The organism is Micromonospora sp. AKA38, assembly GCF_027925725.1.
Taxonomy (GTDB): domain Bacteria; phylum Actinomycetota; class Actinomycetes; order Mycobacteriales; family Micromonosporaceae; genus Micromonospora.
On record NZ_BNEI01000003.1, the window covers coordinates 1216237 to 1229943 of the forward strand.

At 74.7% G+C, this 13707-nt stretch carries 13 protein-coding genes and 1 riboswitch; of the genes, 4 read left to right on the plus strand and 9 right to left on the minus strand.

Annotated elements, in window-relative coordinates; translation table 11 throughout:
• Nucleotides 1-115 precede the first annotated feature (115 nt).
• Nucleotides 116-952: an ABC transporter permease gene (locus TPA0908_RS14125; protein WP_281938059.1), complete on the minus strand. Its 837-nt coding sequence runs from the start codon at nt 950-952 to the stop codon at nt 116-118.
• Between the two features lie 98 nt (nt 953-1050).
• Nucleotides 1051-2079, minus strand: coding sequence for an ABC transporter substrate-binding protein (locus TPA0908_RS14130; protein ID WP_281938060.1), 1029 nt, complete (start codon nt 2077-2079; stop codon nt 1051-1053).
• 282 nt (nt 2080-2361) lie between these two features.
• Here TPA0908_RS14130 and TPA0908_RS14135 point away from each other — a divergent pair, with 282 nt between their 5' ends.
• From TPA0908_RS14135 to TPA0908_RS14150, 4 genes are all read left to right on the plus strand, one after another.
• Nucleotides 2362-3207: an ABC transporter ATP-binding protein gene (locus tag TPA0908_RS14135; RefSeq protein WP_281938061.1), complete on the plus strand. Its 846-nt coding sequence runs from the start codon at nt 2362-2364 to the stop codon at nt 3205-3207.
• Nucleotides 3208-3209: 2 nt separating this feature from the next.
• Nucleotides 3210-4160: an LLM class F420-dependent oxidoreductase gene (locus TPA0908_RS14140; protein WP_281938062.1), complete on the plus strand. Its 951-nt coding sequence runs from the start codon at nt 3210-3212 to the stop codon at nt 4158-4160.
• Nucleotides 4157-4465 carry a cupin domain-containing protein gene (locus TPA0908_RS14145; RefSeq protein WP_281938063.1) on the plus strand — a complete coding sequence of 103 codons (309 nt, stop codon included), beginning with the start codon at nt 4157-4159 and terminating at the stop codon, nt 4463-4465. Before TPA0908_RS14140 ends, TPA0908_RS14145 begins: the two co-directional genes overlap by 4 nt.
• A gap of 76 nt (nt 4466-4541) precedes the next feature.
• Nucleotides 4542-7682 carry a hypothetical protein gene (locus TPA0908_RS14150; RefSeq protein WP_281938064.1) on the plus strand — a complete coding sequence of 1047 codons (3141 nt, stop codon included), beginning with the start codon at nt 4542-4544 and terminating at the stop codon, nt 7680-7682.
• Nucleotides 7683-7722: 40 nt separating this feature from the next.
• Here TPA0908_RS14150 and thiC read toward each other — a convergent pair whose 3' ends face one another.
• From thiC to thiE, 7 genes are all read right to left on the minus strand, one after another.
• Entirely contained in the window at nt 7723-9312 is a 1590-nt protein-coding gene (gene thiC, locus TPA0908_RS14155; protein ID WP_281938065.1) for a phosphomethylpyrimidine synthase ThiC, read from the minus strand.
• 17 nt (nt 9313-9329) lie between these two features.
• Nucleotides 9330-10118, minus strand: coding sequence for a bifunctional hydroxymethylpyrimidine kinase/phosphomethylpyrimidine kinase (gene thiD, locus TPA0908_RS14160; protein WP_281938066.1), 789 nt, complete (start codon nt 10116-10118; stop codon nt 9330-9332).
• The gene (locus tag TPA0908_RS14165) at nt 10115-10777 is read right to left on the minus strand and encodes a thiamine phosphate synthase (RefSeq protein WP_281938606.1); all 663 of its coding nucleotides are present in this window, start codon (nt 10775-10777) and stop codon (nt 10115-10117) included. The genes thiD and TPA0908_RS14165 overlap by 4 nt, the downstream gene beginning before the upstream one ends.
• Before the next feature lie 47 nt (nt 10778-10824).
• The gene (locus tag TPA0908_RS14170; protein ID WP_374709208.1) at nt 10825-11595 is read right to left on the minus strand and encodes a thiazole synthase; all 771 of its coding nucleotides are present in this window, start codon (nt 11593-11595) and stop codon (nt 10825-10827) included.
• 5 nt (nt 11596-11600) lie between these two features.
• The gene (gene thiS, locus TPA0908_RS14175; RefSeq protein WP_281938069.1) at nt 11601-11801 is read right to left on the minus strand and encodes a sulfur carrier protein ThiS; all 201 of its coding nucleotides are present in this window, start codon (nt 11799-11801) and stop codon (nt 11601-11603) included.
• Nucleotides 11792-12922, minus strand: coding sequence for a glycine oxidase ThiO (thiO, locus tag TPA0908_RS14180; RefSeq protein WP_281938071.1), 1131 nt, complete (start codon nt 12920-12922; stop codon nt 11792-11794). The genes thiS and thiO overlap by 10 nt, the downstream gene beginning before the upstream one ends.
• Nucleotides 12916-13542, minus strand: a complete 627-nt coding sequence (thiE, locus tag TPA0908_RS14185; RefSeq protein ID WP_281938072.1) for a thiamine phosphate synthase — start codon at nt 13540-13542, stop codon at nt 12916-12918. The genes thiO and thiE overlap by 7 nt, the downstream gene beginning before the upstream one ends.
• A riboswitch (TPP riboswitch) is annotated at nt 13537-13648 on the minus strand. (Overlaps the previous gene by 6 nt.)
• Nucleotides 13649-13707: the final 59 nt, after the last annotated feature.

Below are 13707 nucleotides of genomic sequence, written 5' to 3' on the forward strand. Positions count from 1 at the left end.
GCGGTCAGGCTTGATCCCTGCGCCGGTTGCGGTGGGGCCACACCTGTCGTGGTCGGCGGCAGACCGTGGGTTGAGCTTGCGTGTCCCCCGTCGACGTGACGTTCTCGGTCGACGGTCAGCGGGCGGAGGTGGTGGCGCGCACCCACGGGAGGGCGAACCGCTCGATCGCGCTCAGGGCCGCGTAGAGCACGATGCTCATCAGCGCCACCAGCATGATGGCCGCCCACGCGGTCGCCGTGTCGCCCACGCCGTTGTACTGGAGGATCTGGTAACCGAGGCCGGGACGGTCCGAGTAGAACTCCCCGATCACGGCGCCGATCGCGGCCAGCGGCATGGCCACCTTGAGGCCGACGAAGATCTGCGGCAGCGCGGCCGGCAGGCGCACCTTGCGGAACGACTGCCACCAGGAGGCGTTCAGCGACCGGCCCAGCTCCGCCAGGTCGGCCGGGGTGGTGGTCAACCCGGTGGCGGTGGAGAGCACGATCGGGAAGAAGCAGAGCAGGAACACCATGGTCAGGATGGGTTTCTGACCGAAGCCCACGGCCACCACGAGCAACGGGCCGAAGGCGATCTTCGGGACCGCGTTCACCGCCACCAGCAGCGGCGCGAACATCCGCTCCACCCGGCGGGACGCGGCCAGCGCCATCCCGATCAGCACGCCGACGACCGACGAGAGCAGGAAACCCGAGAGCGTCATCCAGGTGGTGATCCCCAGGGCGGGCAGCAGCACGTCGGTGGTGGCGGCGAGCGAACGGGCCACCGCCTGCGGCGGCGGCAGCGCGACTGGGTGCACCAGGTGCAGCACGGACGTGACCAGCCACCAGGCGGCCACCGCGATGACCAGCCCGAGCACCGGCAGGCCGACCGCCGCCGGGGGTACGCCCCGACCGCGCCGGGCGCGCGCCGGCTCCACCGGCGCTCCCGGCCGGGCCTCGGTCAACTGCGTCAACATGTCCTCCTTGTCCGGCCGGTCGGCACGACCGGCACGCGAAGGGGGTGCGCCCACCGGGTGTCCCGGCGGGTCGCACCCCCGTTGGTCCGAGCGACCGGTCAGGCCTTCGGCGCGAGGTCGAAGTTGATGATCTGGTCGGGGGTGAGGTTCTGCTTCAGCGCGCCCGCGCCCTGGAGCAGCGCGATGCTCTTGGCCACCCGGCCGCTGTCCAGCGTGCCGATCGCGGTGCCGGAGTTGCTCGACCGGACGTACGCGGCCATCAGCCGAAGCTCGGCGGCGGACGCGGCCGGGTTGGCGGCCGGCACGTTCTTCTTCAGGATCTCGCCCGCCTCGTCCGGGTGCTCCAGCGCGTACTCCAGGCCCTTGAGCAGCGCGGCGGTGAACTTCTTCACCATCTCCGGCTTCTCCTTGGCGATCTTGGTGGAGGTGATCAGCGCGTTGCCGTAGAGGTCCTGCATCACGTTGCTGTACGGCAGCACGACCGGCTTCTTCTTGGCCACCGCCTCGACGGTGGGCTGGCCGACGACGAACTGGCCGATGCCGTCCACCGAGCCGGAGCCGAGCATGCCGATCAGGCCCTGCGCCTCACCGTTGACCCAGGTCACCTTGCTGTTGTCGATACCGGCCAGCCGCGCGTACGTGGGGAAGAGGTTGCGCACGACGGAGGTCGGGGTGTCGGCGAGCTTCTTGCCCTCCAGGTCCTTCGGCGTGGCGATGTTCTTGCCCTCGACCGTGACGATGGCGGCCATGGTGCGCTGCTGGATCGCGGCCACCGCCACGAAGTCCTTCGCCTGGCCGTTGCCGAGCTGGAGGATGCCACCGGTCAGGTCGATCGGGCCGAAGTCGGCCTGACCGCCGGTGATGGTCTGGATGACCGAGCCGGTGCCCTGGCCCGGCTTGATGTCGACGTCGAAGCCGGCCTCCTTGAAGAAGCCCTTGTCCTTCGCCACCCAGGCGTAGGAGTCACGGCCGAAGTTGCCGAACGAGGTGAGGTAGGTCACCTTCTCCAGCGCCCCGCCGGTACCGCCGCTGCTCTCGGACTTGTCCGAGTCGCTGCTGCAACCGCCGACGAGGGCGAGGGCGGTCGCCAGCGCCGCCGCGGCGATTGTGCGGGTCAACCTTCTCATCAGTGCACCATGTCCTTTCCGACCTGGGCATCTTCGCCGGTCGGGTCGTGGGTCCGACGGGGTCGGCAGGGGGGATGGGCCGACTGGACCGTCGCGAGGGGACTCTTCGCGCGCAACAGCGTACGAGAAGCCAGATGACGCGCAGCAACCGTCCGGGTTGCGGAACGGAAACGAACGTGCATAAGGGGGGTGAGCCGACGTCCACCCCCGACAGAACGACCGGACGAGCCCCGCTACGCTAGCCCGATTCGCATTCGGACGTCGTGGGAAGGGAGCCGGCAGATGATCCGACTGTCCGGGGTGTCCCGCACCTTCGACGGCCGCTCAGGGCGGGTGGAGGCGCTGCGCGGCATCGACCTCGACGTCGCCGAGGGTGAGTTCGTCGCCGTCCTCGGCCGGTCCGGCTGTGGAAAGTCCACTCTGCTGCGGATGATCGCCGGCCTGCTGCCGGCCACCGCCGGGGAGATCACCGTCGCCGGCACGCCGATCACGAAGCCGCGCCAGGACGTCGCCATGCTGTTCCAACGGCCGGCGCTGCTGCCCTGGCGCACGGTGCTCGACAACGTGCTGCTGCCGGTGGAGATCTTCGGCTGGAGCCGGGCGAAGCACCGCGACCGGGCCCGGGCGCTGCTGGAGATGGCCGGGCTGGGCGGCTTCGAGAAGCGCCTCCCGCACGAGCTGTCCGGCGGCATGCAGCAGCGGGTCTCACTCTGCCGGTCGCTGATCGGCTCACCCCGCGTGATGCTGATGGACGAGCCGTTCTCCGCGCTCGACGCGCTCACCCGGGAGGAACTCTCCGGCGAGCTGCAACGGGTCCACATGGACACGAAGGCGACGATCGTCTTCGTCACCCACTCGATCGACGAGGCGGTGCTGCTGGCCGACCGCGTGGTCGTGCTCAGCCCGCGTCCCGGCCGGATCCGCGAGGTGGTCGAGGTGGCCGTGCCCCGGCCCCGCACCCTGGGTCGGCACGCGCACCTGGCCGACGTCGCCCGGATCAGCGCCGAGCTGCACGAACTGCTGATGGAACGGGACGCACCCGGCGTACCCACGCCGGCCGGTCCGGTGGGACCGCCGGCCGCGCCGGTCGAGACGCCGCCGCGGGCCGCGGCGGCGGGAGGACGGTGAGCATGCGGGTCACGGTCTTCACCGAACCCCACCGCGGCGCGGACTACGACGACCAGCTCCGGTTCGCCCGGCTGGTCGAGGAGACCGGCTTCGAGGGCTTCTTCCGGGCCGACCACTACCGGTCGATGGGGAACGAGCCGGCGCCGCCCGGCCCCACCGACGCCTGGCTGACGCTCGCCGCGCTGGCCCGGGAGACGTCCCGGATCCGGCTCGGCACACTCGTCACCTCCGCCACCTTCCGGCTCCCCGGGCCGCTGGCCGTGATGGTCGCCCAGGTCGACCGGATGAGCGGCGGCCGGGTCGAGCTGGGCATCGGCGCCGGCTGGTACGAGCGCGAACACACCGCGTACGGCATTCCGTTCCCGCCGGTCAACGAGCGGTTCGATCGGCTGGCCGAGCAGTTGGAGATCGTCACCGGGCTGTGGCGCACCCCGTCCGACGAGACGTACAGCTTCACCGGCGAGCACTACCGGCTGGTCGACGCGCCCGCGCTGCCCAAGCCGGTGCAGCAGCCCGGCCCGCCGGTGATCGTCGGCGGCAAGGGCCCCAAGCGCACCCCCGAGCTGGCCGCCCGGTACGCCGACGAGTTCAACATGCCGTTCAAGAGCGTCGCCGAGACGGCCGCCGCCTACGAGCGGGTCCGGGAGGCGTGCGACCGCACCGGGCGCGACGCGTCCGGGCGTGCGCCGCTGACGCTCTCCGCCGGAATCGTGGTGGCGATCGGGCGCACCGACGCCGAGGCGCAGCGACGGGCCGCGCCACTGCACGTCGCCAGCGCGCTCCCGCCGGAGGACCCGGTGGTCGGCTCCCCCGCCCAACTCGTCGACCGGCTCGGCGAGTTCGCCGCGGTCGGGACCACCCGGGTGCACCTGCGGCTGATCGACTTCGACGACCTCGACCACGTGGAGCTGATCGCCGCCGAGGTGCTCCCCCAACTGGACGGAGCACGATGACCCACGCGCACGCCGACCTCGAACTCGGCCCGGTGGGCCAGGAGATCGTCTACGAGAACGACCGGGTCCGGGTCTGGCACATCCGGCTGGAGCCGGGCGAGCGCCAGCCGCTGCACCGCCACGACCACCCGTACCTGGTGGTGGCGATCGAGGGTGCGAAGAACGTGGTGCAGACGATCGACGGCACCACGATCGACGCCGACGAGCCCACCGGCGGGGTGGTCTACCGCGACCCCGGGGCGGTGCACATGCTGACCAACGTCGGCGACACCACCTACCTCGCCCGGCTGGTCGAGCTGAAGTAGCCACGCCGGCGGCGGTTCGCCGCGCCGCGCGGTGGCAAGGTGGCGAACCACCCCACCGGGCCGTAACGTGCCCGACATGGCCTTTCGGACGTGGGGCAGGCTGCTGCTCACAGCGCTCGGGGTGAGTGTGCTGGCCGCTGCCGGCCAGCTCGGCGTCGCGTACGGCTTCGGCGTCGTCCGCCTCGACGGCGCGTTCGTCGACGTCTCGGTCAACCGCTGGCCCGCCCAGCTCGTCTGGGTCGCCTGGTTCGCCGCCGTCGCCACCGTCGCCGGGGCCGTCCTCACCGAGCGCCTCGCCCGCCGCGACGACCTCCCCGGTGGCACCACCGAGCTGCTCTCGATCGCCGGCGTCAGCGCGCTCGGCGCGATCGTGGTCGCCCCGCTCTGCATGCAACCGGCCCGCGCCGCCGAGCTGGGCGGTTCCGTCGACCCGGTCTGGGCGGCCGGCATCTGCGCCGTCCTCGGTGCGGTGGTGGGCGCCGGCGCGGCGATCGCCGTGCTGCTCAAGCCGCCGTTCGGCTGGGGCGTCGCGATCACCACCGGAATCGTCTGGCTGCTGGCGCTGCTCTCCGTCGCACCCACGATCGTCGCCAACCGGCCGCTGGCCACCGTACGCCTCGGGGTGCTCGAACCGTCCTGGCTGGGCGCCCCGGCGGCGCAACGCCTGGCCATGCTGCTACTGCCCACGCTGGCCCTGCTCGCGGGCGGCGCGATCGGTGTGCTGGCCCGCCGGGCCGGGTATCCGCCACTGGTCGGCGGCGCGGCCGGCGCGGCCGGGCCGGTGCTGGTGGCGTTCGCCTACCTGACCGCCGGTCCCGGCACGGCGGCCGACCGCTACCAGCTCGCGCCCTACTACGGCGCGCTGATCGCGGTCGCGGCCGGGGCGCTCGGCGCGACCGCCACCTCGGTGCTGCCCCGGCCGGGCAACGCCGACGCCGTCGACCCGACCGACATCCTCGCGCCGCTGCCGGCCAGCGCGCCCGTTCCGACGACGCCGGCCGTCAGCGCGCCGGTGCCGGCCACGGCCGGCGCGCCGGCTCCCGCGCACTGGGACTGGCCGGAGGCCGGCGGATCGGTCACGCCGCCGTCGTCGGCGCCCCGACACGCCGGTCCGGCGTCGTCCCTCGACGACGAGCGACCGGCCCGGTCGGTCACGCCGGCCGGTGGCCGGCACGACGAGGATCCGGCCCGTACGTCCCCGATGCCCGGCCTGCTGCCACCGGGCCGGCGCACCTCGGCCATCGACGTCCTCGCCGCCGGCCGCCCCGAGCCGCAGCCGTCGACCGGGCCGCTTCCGGCCGGCCCCGACACGCCTGGAACGGGGACCACCGGAACGGGGACCACCGGAACGGGGACCACCGGAACGGGGACCACCGGAACGGGGACCACCGGAACGGGGACCACCGGAACGGGGACCACCGGAACGGGGACCACCGGAACGGGGACCACCGGAACGGGGACCACCGGAACGGGGACCACCGGAACGGGGACCACCGGAACGGGGACCACCGGAACGGGGACCACCGGAACGGGGACCACCGGAACGGGGACCACCGGAACGGGGACCACCGGAACGGGGACCACCGGAACGGGGACCACCGGAACGGGGACCACCGGAACGGGGACCACCGGAACGGGCACCAGCGAGTCGGACACCGATGCGGCCAGGGCCGACGAGCTGCGGACCGACGCGCGGGGGGCAGACCAGCCGGGGACCGACGGGCGGGGGGCCATGCGGCCGGTTTCCGCACCGGAGGCGACCGGCACCGACCCCACGGCCGGCACGCCGTCCGTCGCGGTCGCGCCGACGACCACCGTCCCGGCGCGCACGAGGGCCACGATCCCGACCACCGATGCGCCCACTGGCTCGGCGAAGCAGAAGTCCGACGGCACCGCGGAGCAGACGGGCGACGCCGCGGCGGAGCAGAGGTCCGACGGCACCGCGCGGCAGAAGTCCGACGTCACGGTGGAGCAGAAGTCCGACGCCGCGGCGGAGCAGAAGTCCGACGGCACCGCGCGGCAGAAGTCCGACGACACCGCGGAAAAGAAGTCCGACGGCACGGCGGAGCAGAAGTCCGACGGCACGGCGGGGCGGGCGGAGAACGCGCCACGCGCCACCCGGGCACGCCGGAGCCGCGCCGCCACCCGGCCCACACCGCTCACGGACGATGCGACAGGCGACCCGGCCGAAGCCCCCCGGACCGGGCGCTCGGGCCGCACCCGACCGACGCGTCCCACCGGTGAGGACACCGGCCCGTCCGCAGCCACGCCACCCGCAGCCACGCCGGTCACGGCGGTCGGTGCCCCCGACGCCACCGACGTGGCCGACCCTGTCCAGGCCGCCGGCGCGGTGAGAGCCACCCGGCCCGCCAGGGCTGCCGATGCGATCGGAGCCACCGACAGAGCCGGAGCCACCGACGCGGCCACCACGGCAGCCGGCCCGGTCCCGGACGGCACCGACGCGCGTGGCACCGACATGCCGGGCGGAACGCGAACCGGGGAGCCGACGGCCCCGCCGCAACCGGCCCGGCGGCCACGCAGCTTCTTCTTCGACCCCGAGCCGGCCGAGCAACCCGCGCCCGCGTCTCCCCGGCCACGGTTCCCGATCTTCGAGGACACCACCGAACGAGCGGGGGACGTGCGCCCCGCCTGGCCGATCACCCCGCCGGCCGGCCGTCCGGCCCGTCCGCCCGCCACCACGCCGCCGGCCACCGGCCGGGACGGCGACGACGCGACCGACCGGGCCGAACCGGCGCCCCGTCTCCACCATCAGGGCCTGCCCGAGCCGGGTCGGAGCACCGGGTGGGACGTGCTCGCCACCAACGCCCGCCCGGCCGGCCGGACCGCTGCGGAGGAGGCCGTGCCGGCGCGAGCCGACGGCGCGAGAACCGGCACGACCGTGCCGGAGCAGGCCACCGACTCGGGTTCCGGCTCGGGCTCGGGCTCGGGTTCCGGCGCCGGGAACGACGACCGGGAGGCGTCCCGGGGACGGCACGCCGGGGCGGACGACGCCGAGGCGGCCGGCGGGAAGTCGAAGAGTCGGCGCGGACTGTTCCGGCGTAACCGGGACAAGGGCGGCCCGGAGCCGGCCGACGAGACCGCCGAGCCGGGCACCACGACCGACGACGAGTACGTCGACTGGGTCGCCGGGCTCGCCTCGGACGACAACGCCGACGACGCCCGCTCCCTGCGTACCGGCCGGCACCACCGCGACTGAGCCGACCCGGGGGCCGGGCCGGACCGCGCCCGGCCCCCGGTCACGCTCCGGCCAGCGGCAGGTAGACCTGCGAGCCGGCGGCGACGAACTCCTCGGACTTGCCGCGCATGCCCCGCGCCGCGTAGTCCTTCAGCTCCTGGGTGATCTTCATGGAGCAGAACTTCGGTCCGCACATCGAGCAGAAGTGCGCGGTCTTGGCCGGCTCGGCCGGCAGCGTCGCGTCGTGGTACGCCCGGGCCGTCTCCGGGTCGAGCGCCAGGTTGAACTGGTCCTCCCAGCGGAACTCGAACCGCGCCTTGGAGAGCGCGTCGTCCCACGCCTGCGCACCGGCGTGCCCCTTGGCCAGGTCGGCCGCGTGCGCCGCGATCTTGTACGCGATCACGCCGGCCTTCACGTCGTCCCGGTCCGGCAGCCCGAGGTGCTCCTTGGGCGTCACGTAGCAGAGCATCGCGGTGCCGAACATGCCGATCATGGCGGCGCCGATCGCGGACGTGATGTGGTCGTACGCGGGCGCGATGTCGGTGGTCAGCGGGCCCAGCGTGTAGAACGGCGCCTCGTGGCACCACTCCTGCTGGAGGTCCACGTTCTCCTTGATCTTGTGCATGGGCACGTGCCCCGGGCCCTCGATCATCACCTGGACGTCGTGCTCCCAGGCCACCGTGGTCAGCTCGCCGAGCGTACGCAACTCGGCGAACTGCGCCTCGTCGTTGGCGTCCGCGATCGACCCGGGACGCAGCCCGTCGCCGAGCGAGAACGTCACGTCGTACTTCGCCAGCAACGCGCACAGCTCCGGGAAGTTCGTGTAGAGGAAGTTCTCCTCGTGGTGCGCCAGGCACCAGGCCGCCATGATCGAACCGCCCCGGGAGACGATGCCGGTGACCCGGTCCACGGCCAGCGGCACGTACGGCAGCAGCACGCCGGCGTGCACGGTCATGTAGTCGACGCCCTGCTCCGCCTGCTCGATCACGGTCTCCCGGAACACCTCCCAGCTCAGCTTCACCGGGTCCCCGCCGACCTTCTCCAACGCCTGGTAGATCGGCACGGTGCCGATCGGCACCGGCGCGTTGCGCACGATCGCCTCGCGGGTCTGGTGGATCCGCCTGCCGGTGGAGAGGTCCATCACGGTGTCCGCGCCCCACCGGGTCGCCCAGGTGAGCTTCTCGACCTCCTCGGCCACCGACGAGGTGACCGCCGAGGTGCCGATGTTGGCGTTCACCTTCACCAGGAACGCCCTGCCGATGATCGCCGGCTCGCACTCCGGGTGGTTGACGTTGAGCGGCAGCACGGCCCGCCCGGCGGCGATCTCGTCCCGGACGAACTCCGGCGTGACGCCCTCCCGGATCGCCACGAACTCCATCTCCGGCGTGACGGTCCCGGCCCGGGCGTACGCGAGCTGGGTCGGCCGGGTTCCCGCCAGCGGGCTGCCGGCGCCCCGCACCGGCGCGACGTCGCCCCGCTCGGCGATCCACGGCCCGCGCAGCGCGGGCAGCCCCACCTCCGGGTCCGATCCCGGGCCCGAGGTGTCGTAGAGCCGCACCGGCGGGTTGTCCCCGGTCAGCGTCACCTCCGCGAACGGCACCCGGATGTCCGGCCGCGACCCTTCCACGTACACCTTGCGACGTGCCTGCATGACAGCCTCCCTGTCGCTCAAGCGGACCAGCCGAAGTGGTCCAGCGGGCCGCGTCCCGCGCCCAGCTCCCAGCCCCGCGCGCCGGTCAGCGCGCGGGTCACGTACTCCTTGGCGGCGGCCACCGCGACCGGCGCCGCGTCGCCGGCCGCCAGCCGGACCGCGACGGCGGCGGCGAACGAACAGCCGGTGCCGTGGTTGTGCCGGGTGTCCACCCGGGGCGCGCGCAGCAGCCGCGTCGTGCCGCCGCCGGCCAGCACGTCCACCGACTCGCCGGCCGCGTCGACGTCGCCGCCGGTCACCACCACGAACGTCGGCCCGCGCGCGGCCAGTGCCTCGGCCGCGGCGACCATCTCCTCGACCGTGCCGACCGGGCGTCCGGTGAGGGCCGCGGCCTCCGCGCAGTTCGGCGTCGCCACCTCGGCGTACGGCAGCAGCCGCTCGACCGCCTCCGTCACGCCGAGCCGGTGCCCGCTGGTGGCGACCAGCACCGGGTCGACGACGAGCCGGGGCAGTCGCCCGTCCCGGGCCGCCCCGGCCACCGCCTCGGCGACCGCCGGCGTGCCGAGCATGCCGGTCTTCACGGCCCGGACGTCGAAGTCGTCGAGCACGCTGTCGAGCTGGTCGCGGACGGTCTGCGGGGGCAGCGGCAGGACGGCGTCCACGCCGCGCGTGTTCTGCGCGGTGACGGCCGTGAGCACGCTCGTGCCGTACGCGCCGAGCGCGGCGAACGTCTTCAGGTCCGCCTGGATGCCGGCGCCGCCGCCGGAGTCGGAGCCGGCGATGGTGAGGACTACCTGCGGCGTCACTGCGTTCCTTCTCTGGTTACGGTGGGGGTCTCCGCCGTCGGGTGGGGGGTGCGCGACATCGGGGTGGCCGCCTCCTCGAAGGCGCTGCCCAGCGTGGCGGCGGTCGCTGCCGGGTCGGGTGCGCGCATGAGCGCGCCGAGCACGGCGACCCCTGTGGCACCCGCCGCGACGCAGGCCCGCACCTGGTCCGGTGCCTCGATGCCGCCGAGGGCGAGCACCGGCACCGGGCCGACCCCGACCAGCGCGCGCAGCCCTTCCGGGCCCAACGGTGGGCCGTAGCCGGGTTTGGTGCGGGTGGGGAGGACCGGGGACAGCGTCGCGTAGTCCTCGGTGGTCAGTCGCGCCAGTTCGGCCGCGTCGTGGCAGGAGCGGCCGACCAGCCCGAGGCGCGGCGGCGGGTACGGGCCGGCGGCCGGCAGGTGCACGGCGTCGCCGTCGAGCGGGTCCGGTCCGGCCACGATCAGCGTGCCGCCGACGTCGGCCAGGACCGCGCGCAGCTCGACGGCGAGCGCCAGGCGCTCGGCGCGCGGCAGGTCCTTCTCCCGCAGCACCACCCACCGCACTCCCCCGTCGACGGCCGCCGCCACCACCTCGACGAGCGGCCTCCGCGCGACCCGCCGATCGGTCAGCAGCACCACACCGGCCGGGCGGTCGCGGATGCCGGTACGCGTCCGCCCGCCGGGAACGGTGGCGACGCGGGCACCGGTCACAGGTCGGGCCGGCCGTCGTCGGGGGTGGACGGGAGCGCGTGGGAGCGGCGGGGGATGCGGCCGGCCCCGTACGCGAGGCGACCGGCCTCGACCGCGTGGCGCATGGCGGTGGCCATGGCCACCGGGTCGGCGGCGCGGGTGACGGCGCTGGCCAGCAGCACCCCGTCGCAACCCAGTTCCATGGCGAGCGCGGCGTCGGAGGCGGTGCCGATACCGGCGTCGAGGATCACCGGCACGTCGACGGCCTGCCGGATCAGCCGGATGTGATGCGGGTTGCCGATGCCCAGACCGGAGCCGATCGGCGACCCGGCCGGCATCACCGCGGCGCAGCCGACGTCGGCCAGCCGCCGGGCCAGCACCGGATCGTCCGAGGTGTACGGCAGCACGGTGAACCCGTCGGCGACCAGTTCCTCGGCGGCGCGCAGCAGCTCCACCCCGTCGGGCAGCAGCGTGCGCTCGTCGCCGATCACCTCCAGCTTCACCCAGTCGGTGTCGAACGCCTCCCGGGCCAGGTGCGCCGTCTTCACCGCCTCCACCGCGGTCCGGCAGCCGGCCGTGTTCGGCAGCAGCCGTACCCCGCACCGCTCCAGCAGGTCGAGCAGCCCGCCCGCGCCACCCGGCGTGGTGTCGACCCGACGCAGCGCCAGCGTCACCACCTCCGTGCCGGACGCCCGGACCGCCGCCTCCAGCACGTCCAGGCTGGCCGCGCCGCCGGTGCCGAGCACCAGCCGGGAGCCGAGCGGCACGCCGCCGATCTCCAGGGACATCCCGGTCACCCGCCCTGCGCGGCGCTGAGCACCTCGACGCAGTCGCCGTCGCGCAGCACGCTCGCCGGCCAACCGCCGCGCGGCACCACCTCGCCGTTGACCGCGACCGCGAGGCCGCGCTGCTGACCGGTCACCGCGCGGACCACCTCGGCGAGCGTGACGCCGTCGTGCAGCGTCCGCCCCGTGCCGTTGACGATCAGTTCCACAGGCGCTCCTTCGAAAACCGTGCCGGGCTGAAGGGGGCGAGCGCCGGATCCGGCTCGCCGTTGACGATCAGTTCGGTGACCAGGTCGGCGGTGACCGGGGTGAGCACGATGCCGTGCCGGTGGTGCCCGGTGGCGGCGAGCACGCCGGGCCGGCCGGGCAGCGCCCCGATCACCGGCGCGTTGTCCGGCGTGCCCGGGCGCAGCCCGGCGACGGCCTCCACCAGCGCGTACTCGGTCAGCTCGGGGACCAGCTCGGCGGCGGCGCGGAGCAGCAGCAGCACACCGCCGGCGGTCACCTCGACGTCCGCGCGTTCCTCCACGGTGGCGCCGACCACCACCTCGCCGCCGGCCCGGGGCACCAGGTAGACCGGCTCGCCGTCGGCGTACCCCCGGATCACGTGCCGGAAGCCCGGCGGACCGCCGGCGGGCGCGCGGAGCCGCAGCACCTGACCCTTCACCGGCCGGATCGGCAGCCCGGTCAGCGCCGCCGCGCCGCAGCCGGCCGCGACCACGGTGACCCGCGCGTCCACCTCGGACAGCGTGCCGACCCGCGTCGGCCGGAACGTCACGCCGGCCCGCTCCGCCGCGACCCGCAGCGCGGCGACCAGGCGGCGCGGGTCGACCTGGTGGTCGCCGGGCGCGACCGCGCCGCCGCGCACCCGGGTGGCCAGCGCCGGCTCGCGGTCGCGCAGCGCCGACGGGCGCAGCGGCGTGATCGGCAACCCCAGACCCTGCTGGTACGACCACAGCCGCCCCGCCTCGGCCAGGTCGTCGGCGGTGAGCCCGACCACCAGCGTGCCCTCGGTGCGGTGGCCCAGGTCGACGCCGCTCGCCTCGGCCAGCTCGGCGGCGAACGCCGGCCACCGGGCCGCGGACCCGACGAGCAGCCCGGTCAGCTCCCGCTCACCGAAGTACGCCTCGGCGACCGGGGCGAGCATGCCGGCGGCGACCCGCGCCGCGCCCGACCCGGGGCGGTCGTCGTACACGCTCACCCGCAGCCCGCGCTGCGCGCACCGCCACGCGATCGCCAGCCCCACCGGCCCCGCCCCCACCACCCCCACCTCGGAAAGGACGGGCCCCCTGTTAACGCATTCGGTAGAGGAGGGGCCCCCGCTTAACACGTCAGCGCACCGAGCAGCTCGGCGGTGGCGTGCGCGGGGTCGGCCGCCTCGGACAGCGCGCCGACCACCGCCACCCCGTACGCCCCGGCCGCCCGCAACGCCGGCACCGCCGCGGCGGTCACCCCGCCGATGGCGATCACCGGCACGGTCACCGCGTCGGTGACCGCGCGTACCCCGTCCGGGCCGATCGGCGCGGGCAGCCCCGGCTTCGTGGCGGTGGCATGGCAGGGGCCCACGCCCAGGTAGCTCGCTCCGGCGGCGACCGCGGACCGGGCCGTGCCCGGCTCCCGGGCGGTCGCGCCGAGCACCGCGTCGACGCCGAGCACCCGGCGGGCGGCGGCCACCGGCAGGTCGTCCGCCCCGACGTGGCCACCGGCCGCGCCCACCGCGAGCGCCACGTGCAACCGGTCGTTGACCAGGCAACACGTGCCGTACGGCCGGCACGCCTCGACCACCCGGCGGGCCAGCTCGTACGCCTCCCGGTCGGTGGCGTCGTCCGTCACGCGGACCTGCACGACGAGTTCGGCGCGGCCCACCGGCAGGGCGGCGCGCAGCACGCCGAGCGGATCCCGCCCCGGGCGGGTGTCGGTGATGAGATGCAGTCGTCCCAGGGACGGCACGGCAACGCTCCTCCCTGCGCCGGCATTACCCGGATCAGGTTCAACGGTCGGGGGCTGTCAGCCCCCCTCTCAGCCCGGTCCACACCGGGCTCCCGTGGGTCACTTGCGGCCTACCGTACGACGCCTCCCCGCCGTACGGAAGACCGGGTGAGTTTTTTCCCAGGA

What these genes read in the sequence shown, in the direction of transcription:
- TPA0908_RS14135 (WP_281938061.1), top strand. Translation starts at nt 2,362, where the DNA reads ATGATCCGACTGTCCGGGGTGTCCCGCACCTTCGACGGCCGCTCAGGG.
- thiC (WP_281938065.1), bottom strand. Translation starts at nt 9,312, where the DNA reads ATGCAGGCACGTCGCAAGGTGTACGTGGAAGGGTCGCGGCCGGACATC.
- TPA0908_RS14145 (WP_281938063.1), top strand. Translation starts at nt 4,157, where the DNA reads ATGACCCACGCGCACGCCGACCTCGAACTCGGCCCGGTGGGCCAGGAG.
- TPA0908_RS14125 (WP_281938059.1), bottom strand. Translation starts at nt 952, where the DNA reads ATGTTGACGCAGTTGACCGAGGCCCGGCCGGGAGCGCCGGTGGAGCCG.
- TPA0908_RS14130 (WP_281938060.1), bottom strand. Translation starts at nt 2,079, where the DNA reads ATGAGAAGGTTGACCCGCACAATCGCCGCGGCGGCGCTGGCGACCGCC.
- TPA0908_RS14170 (WP_374709208.1), bottom strand. Translation starts at nt 11,595, where the DNA reads ATGTCCCTGGAGATCGGCGGCGTGCCGCTCGGCTCCCGGCTGGTGCTC.
- TPA0908_RS14150 (WP_281938064.1), top strand. Translation starts at nt 4,542, where the DNA reads ATGGCCTTTCGGACGTGGGGCAGGCTGCTGCTCACAGCGCTCGGGGTG.
- TPA0908_RS14140 (WP_281938062.1), top strand. Translation starts at nt 3,210, where the DNA reads ATGCGGGTCACGGTCTTCACCGAACCCCACCGCGGCGCGGACTACGAC.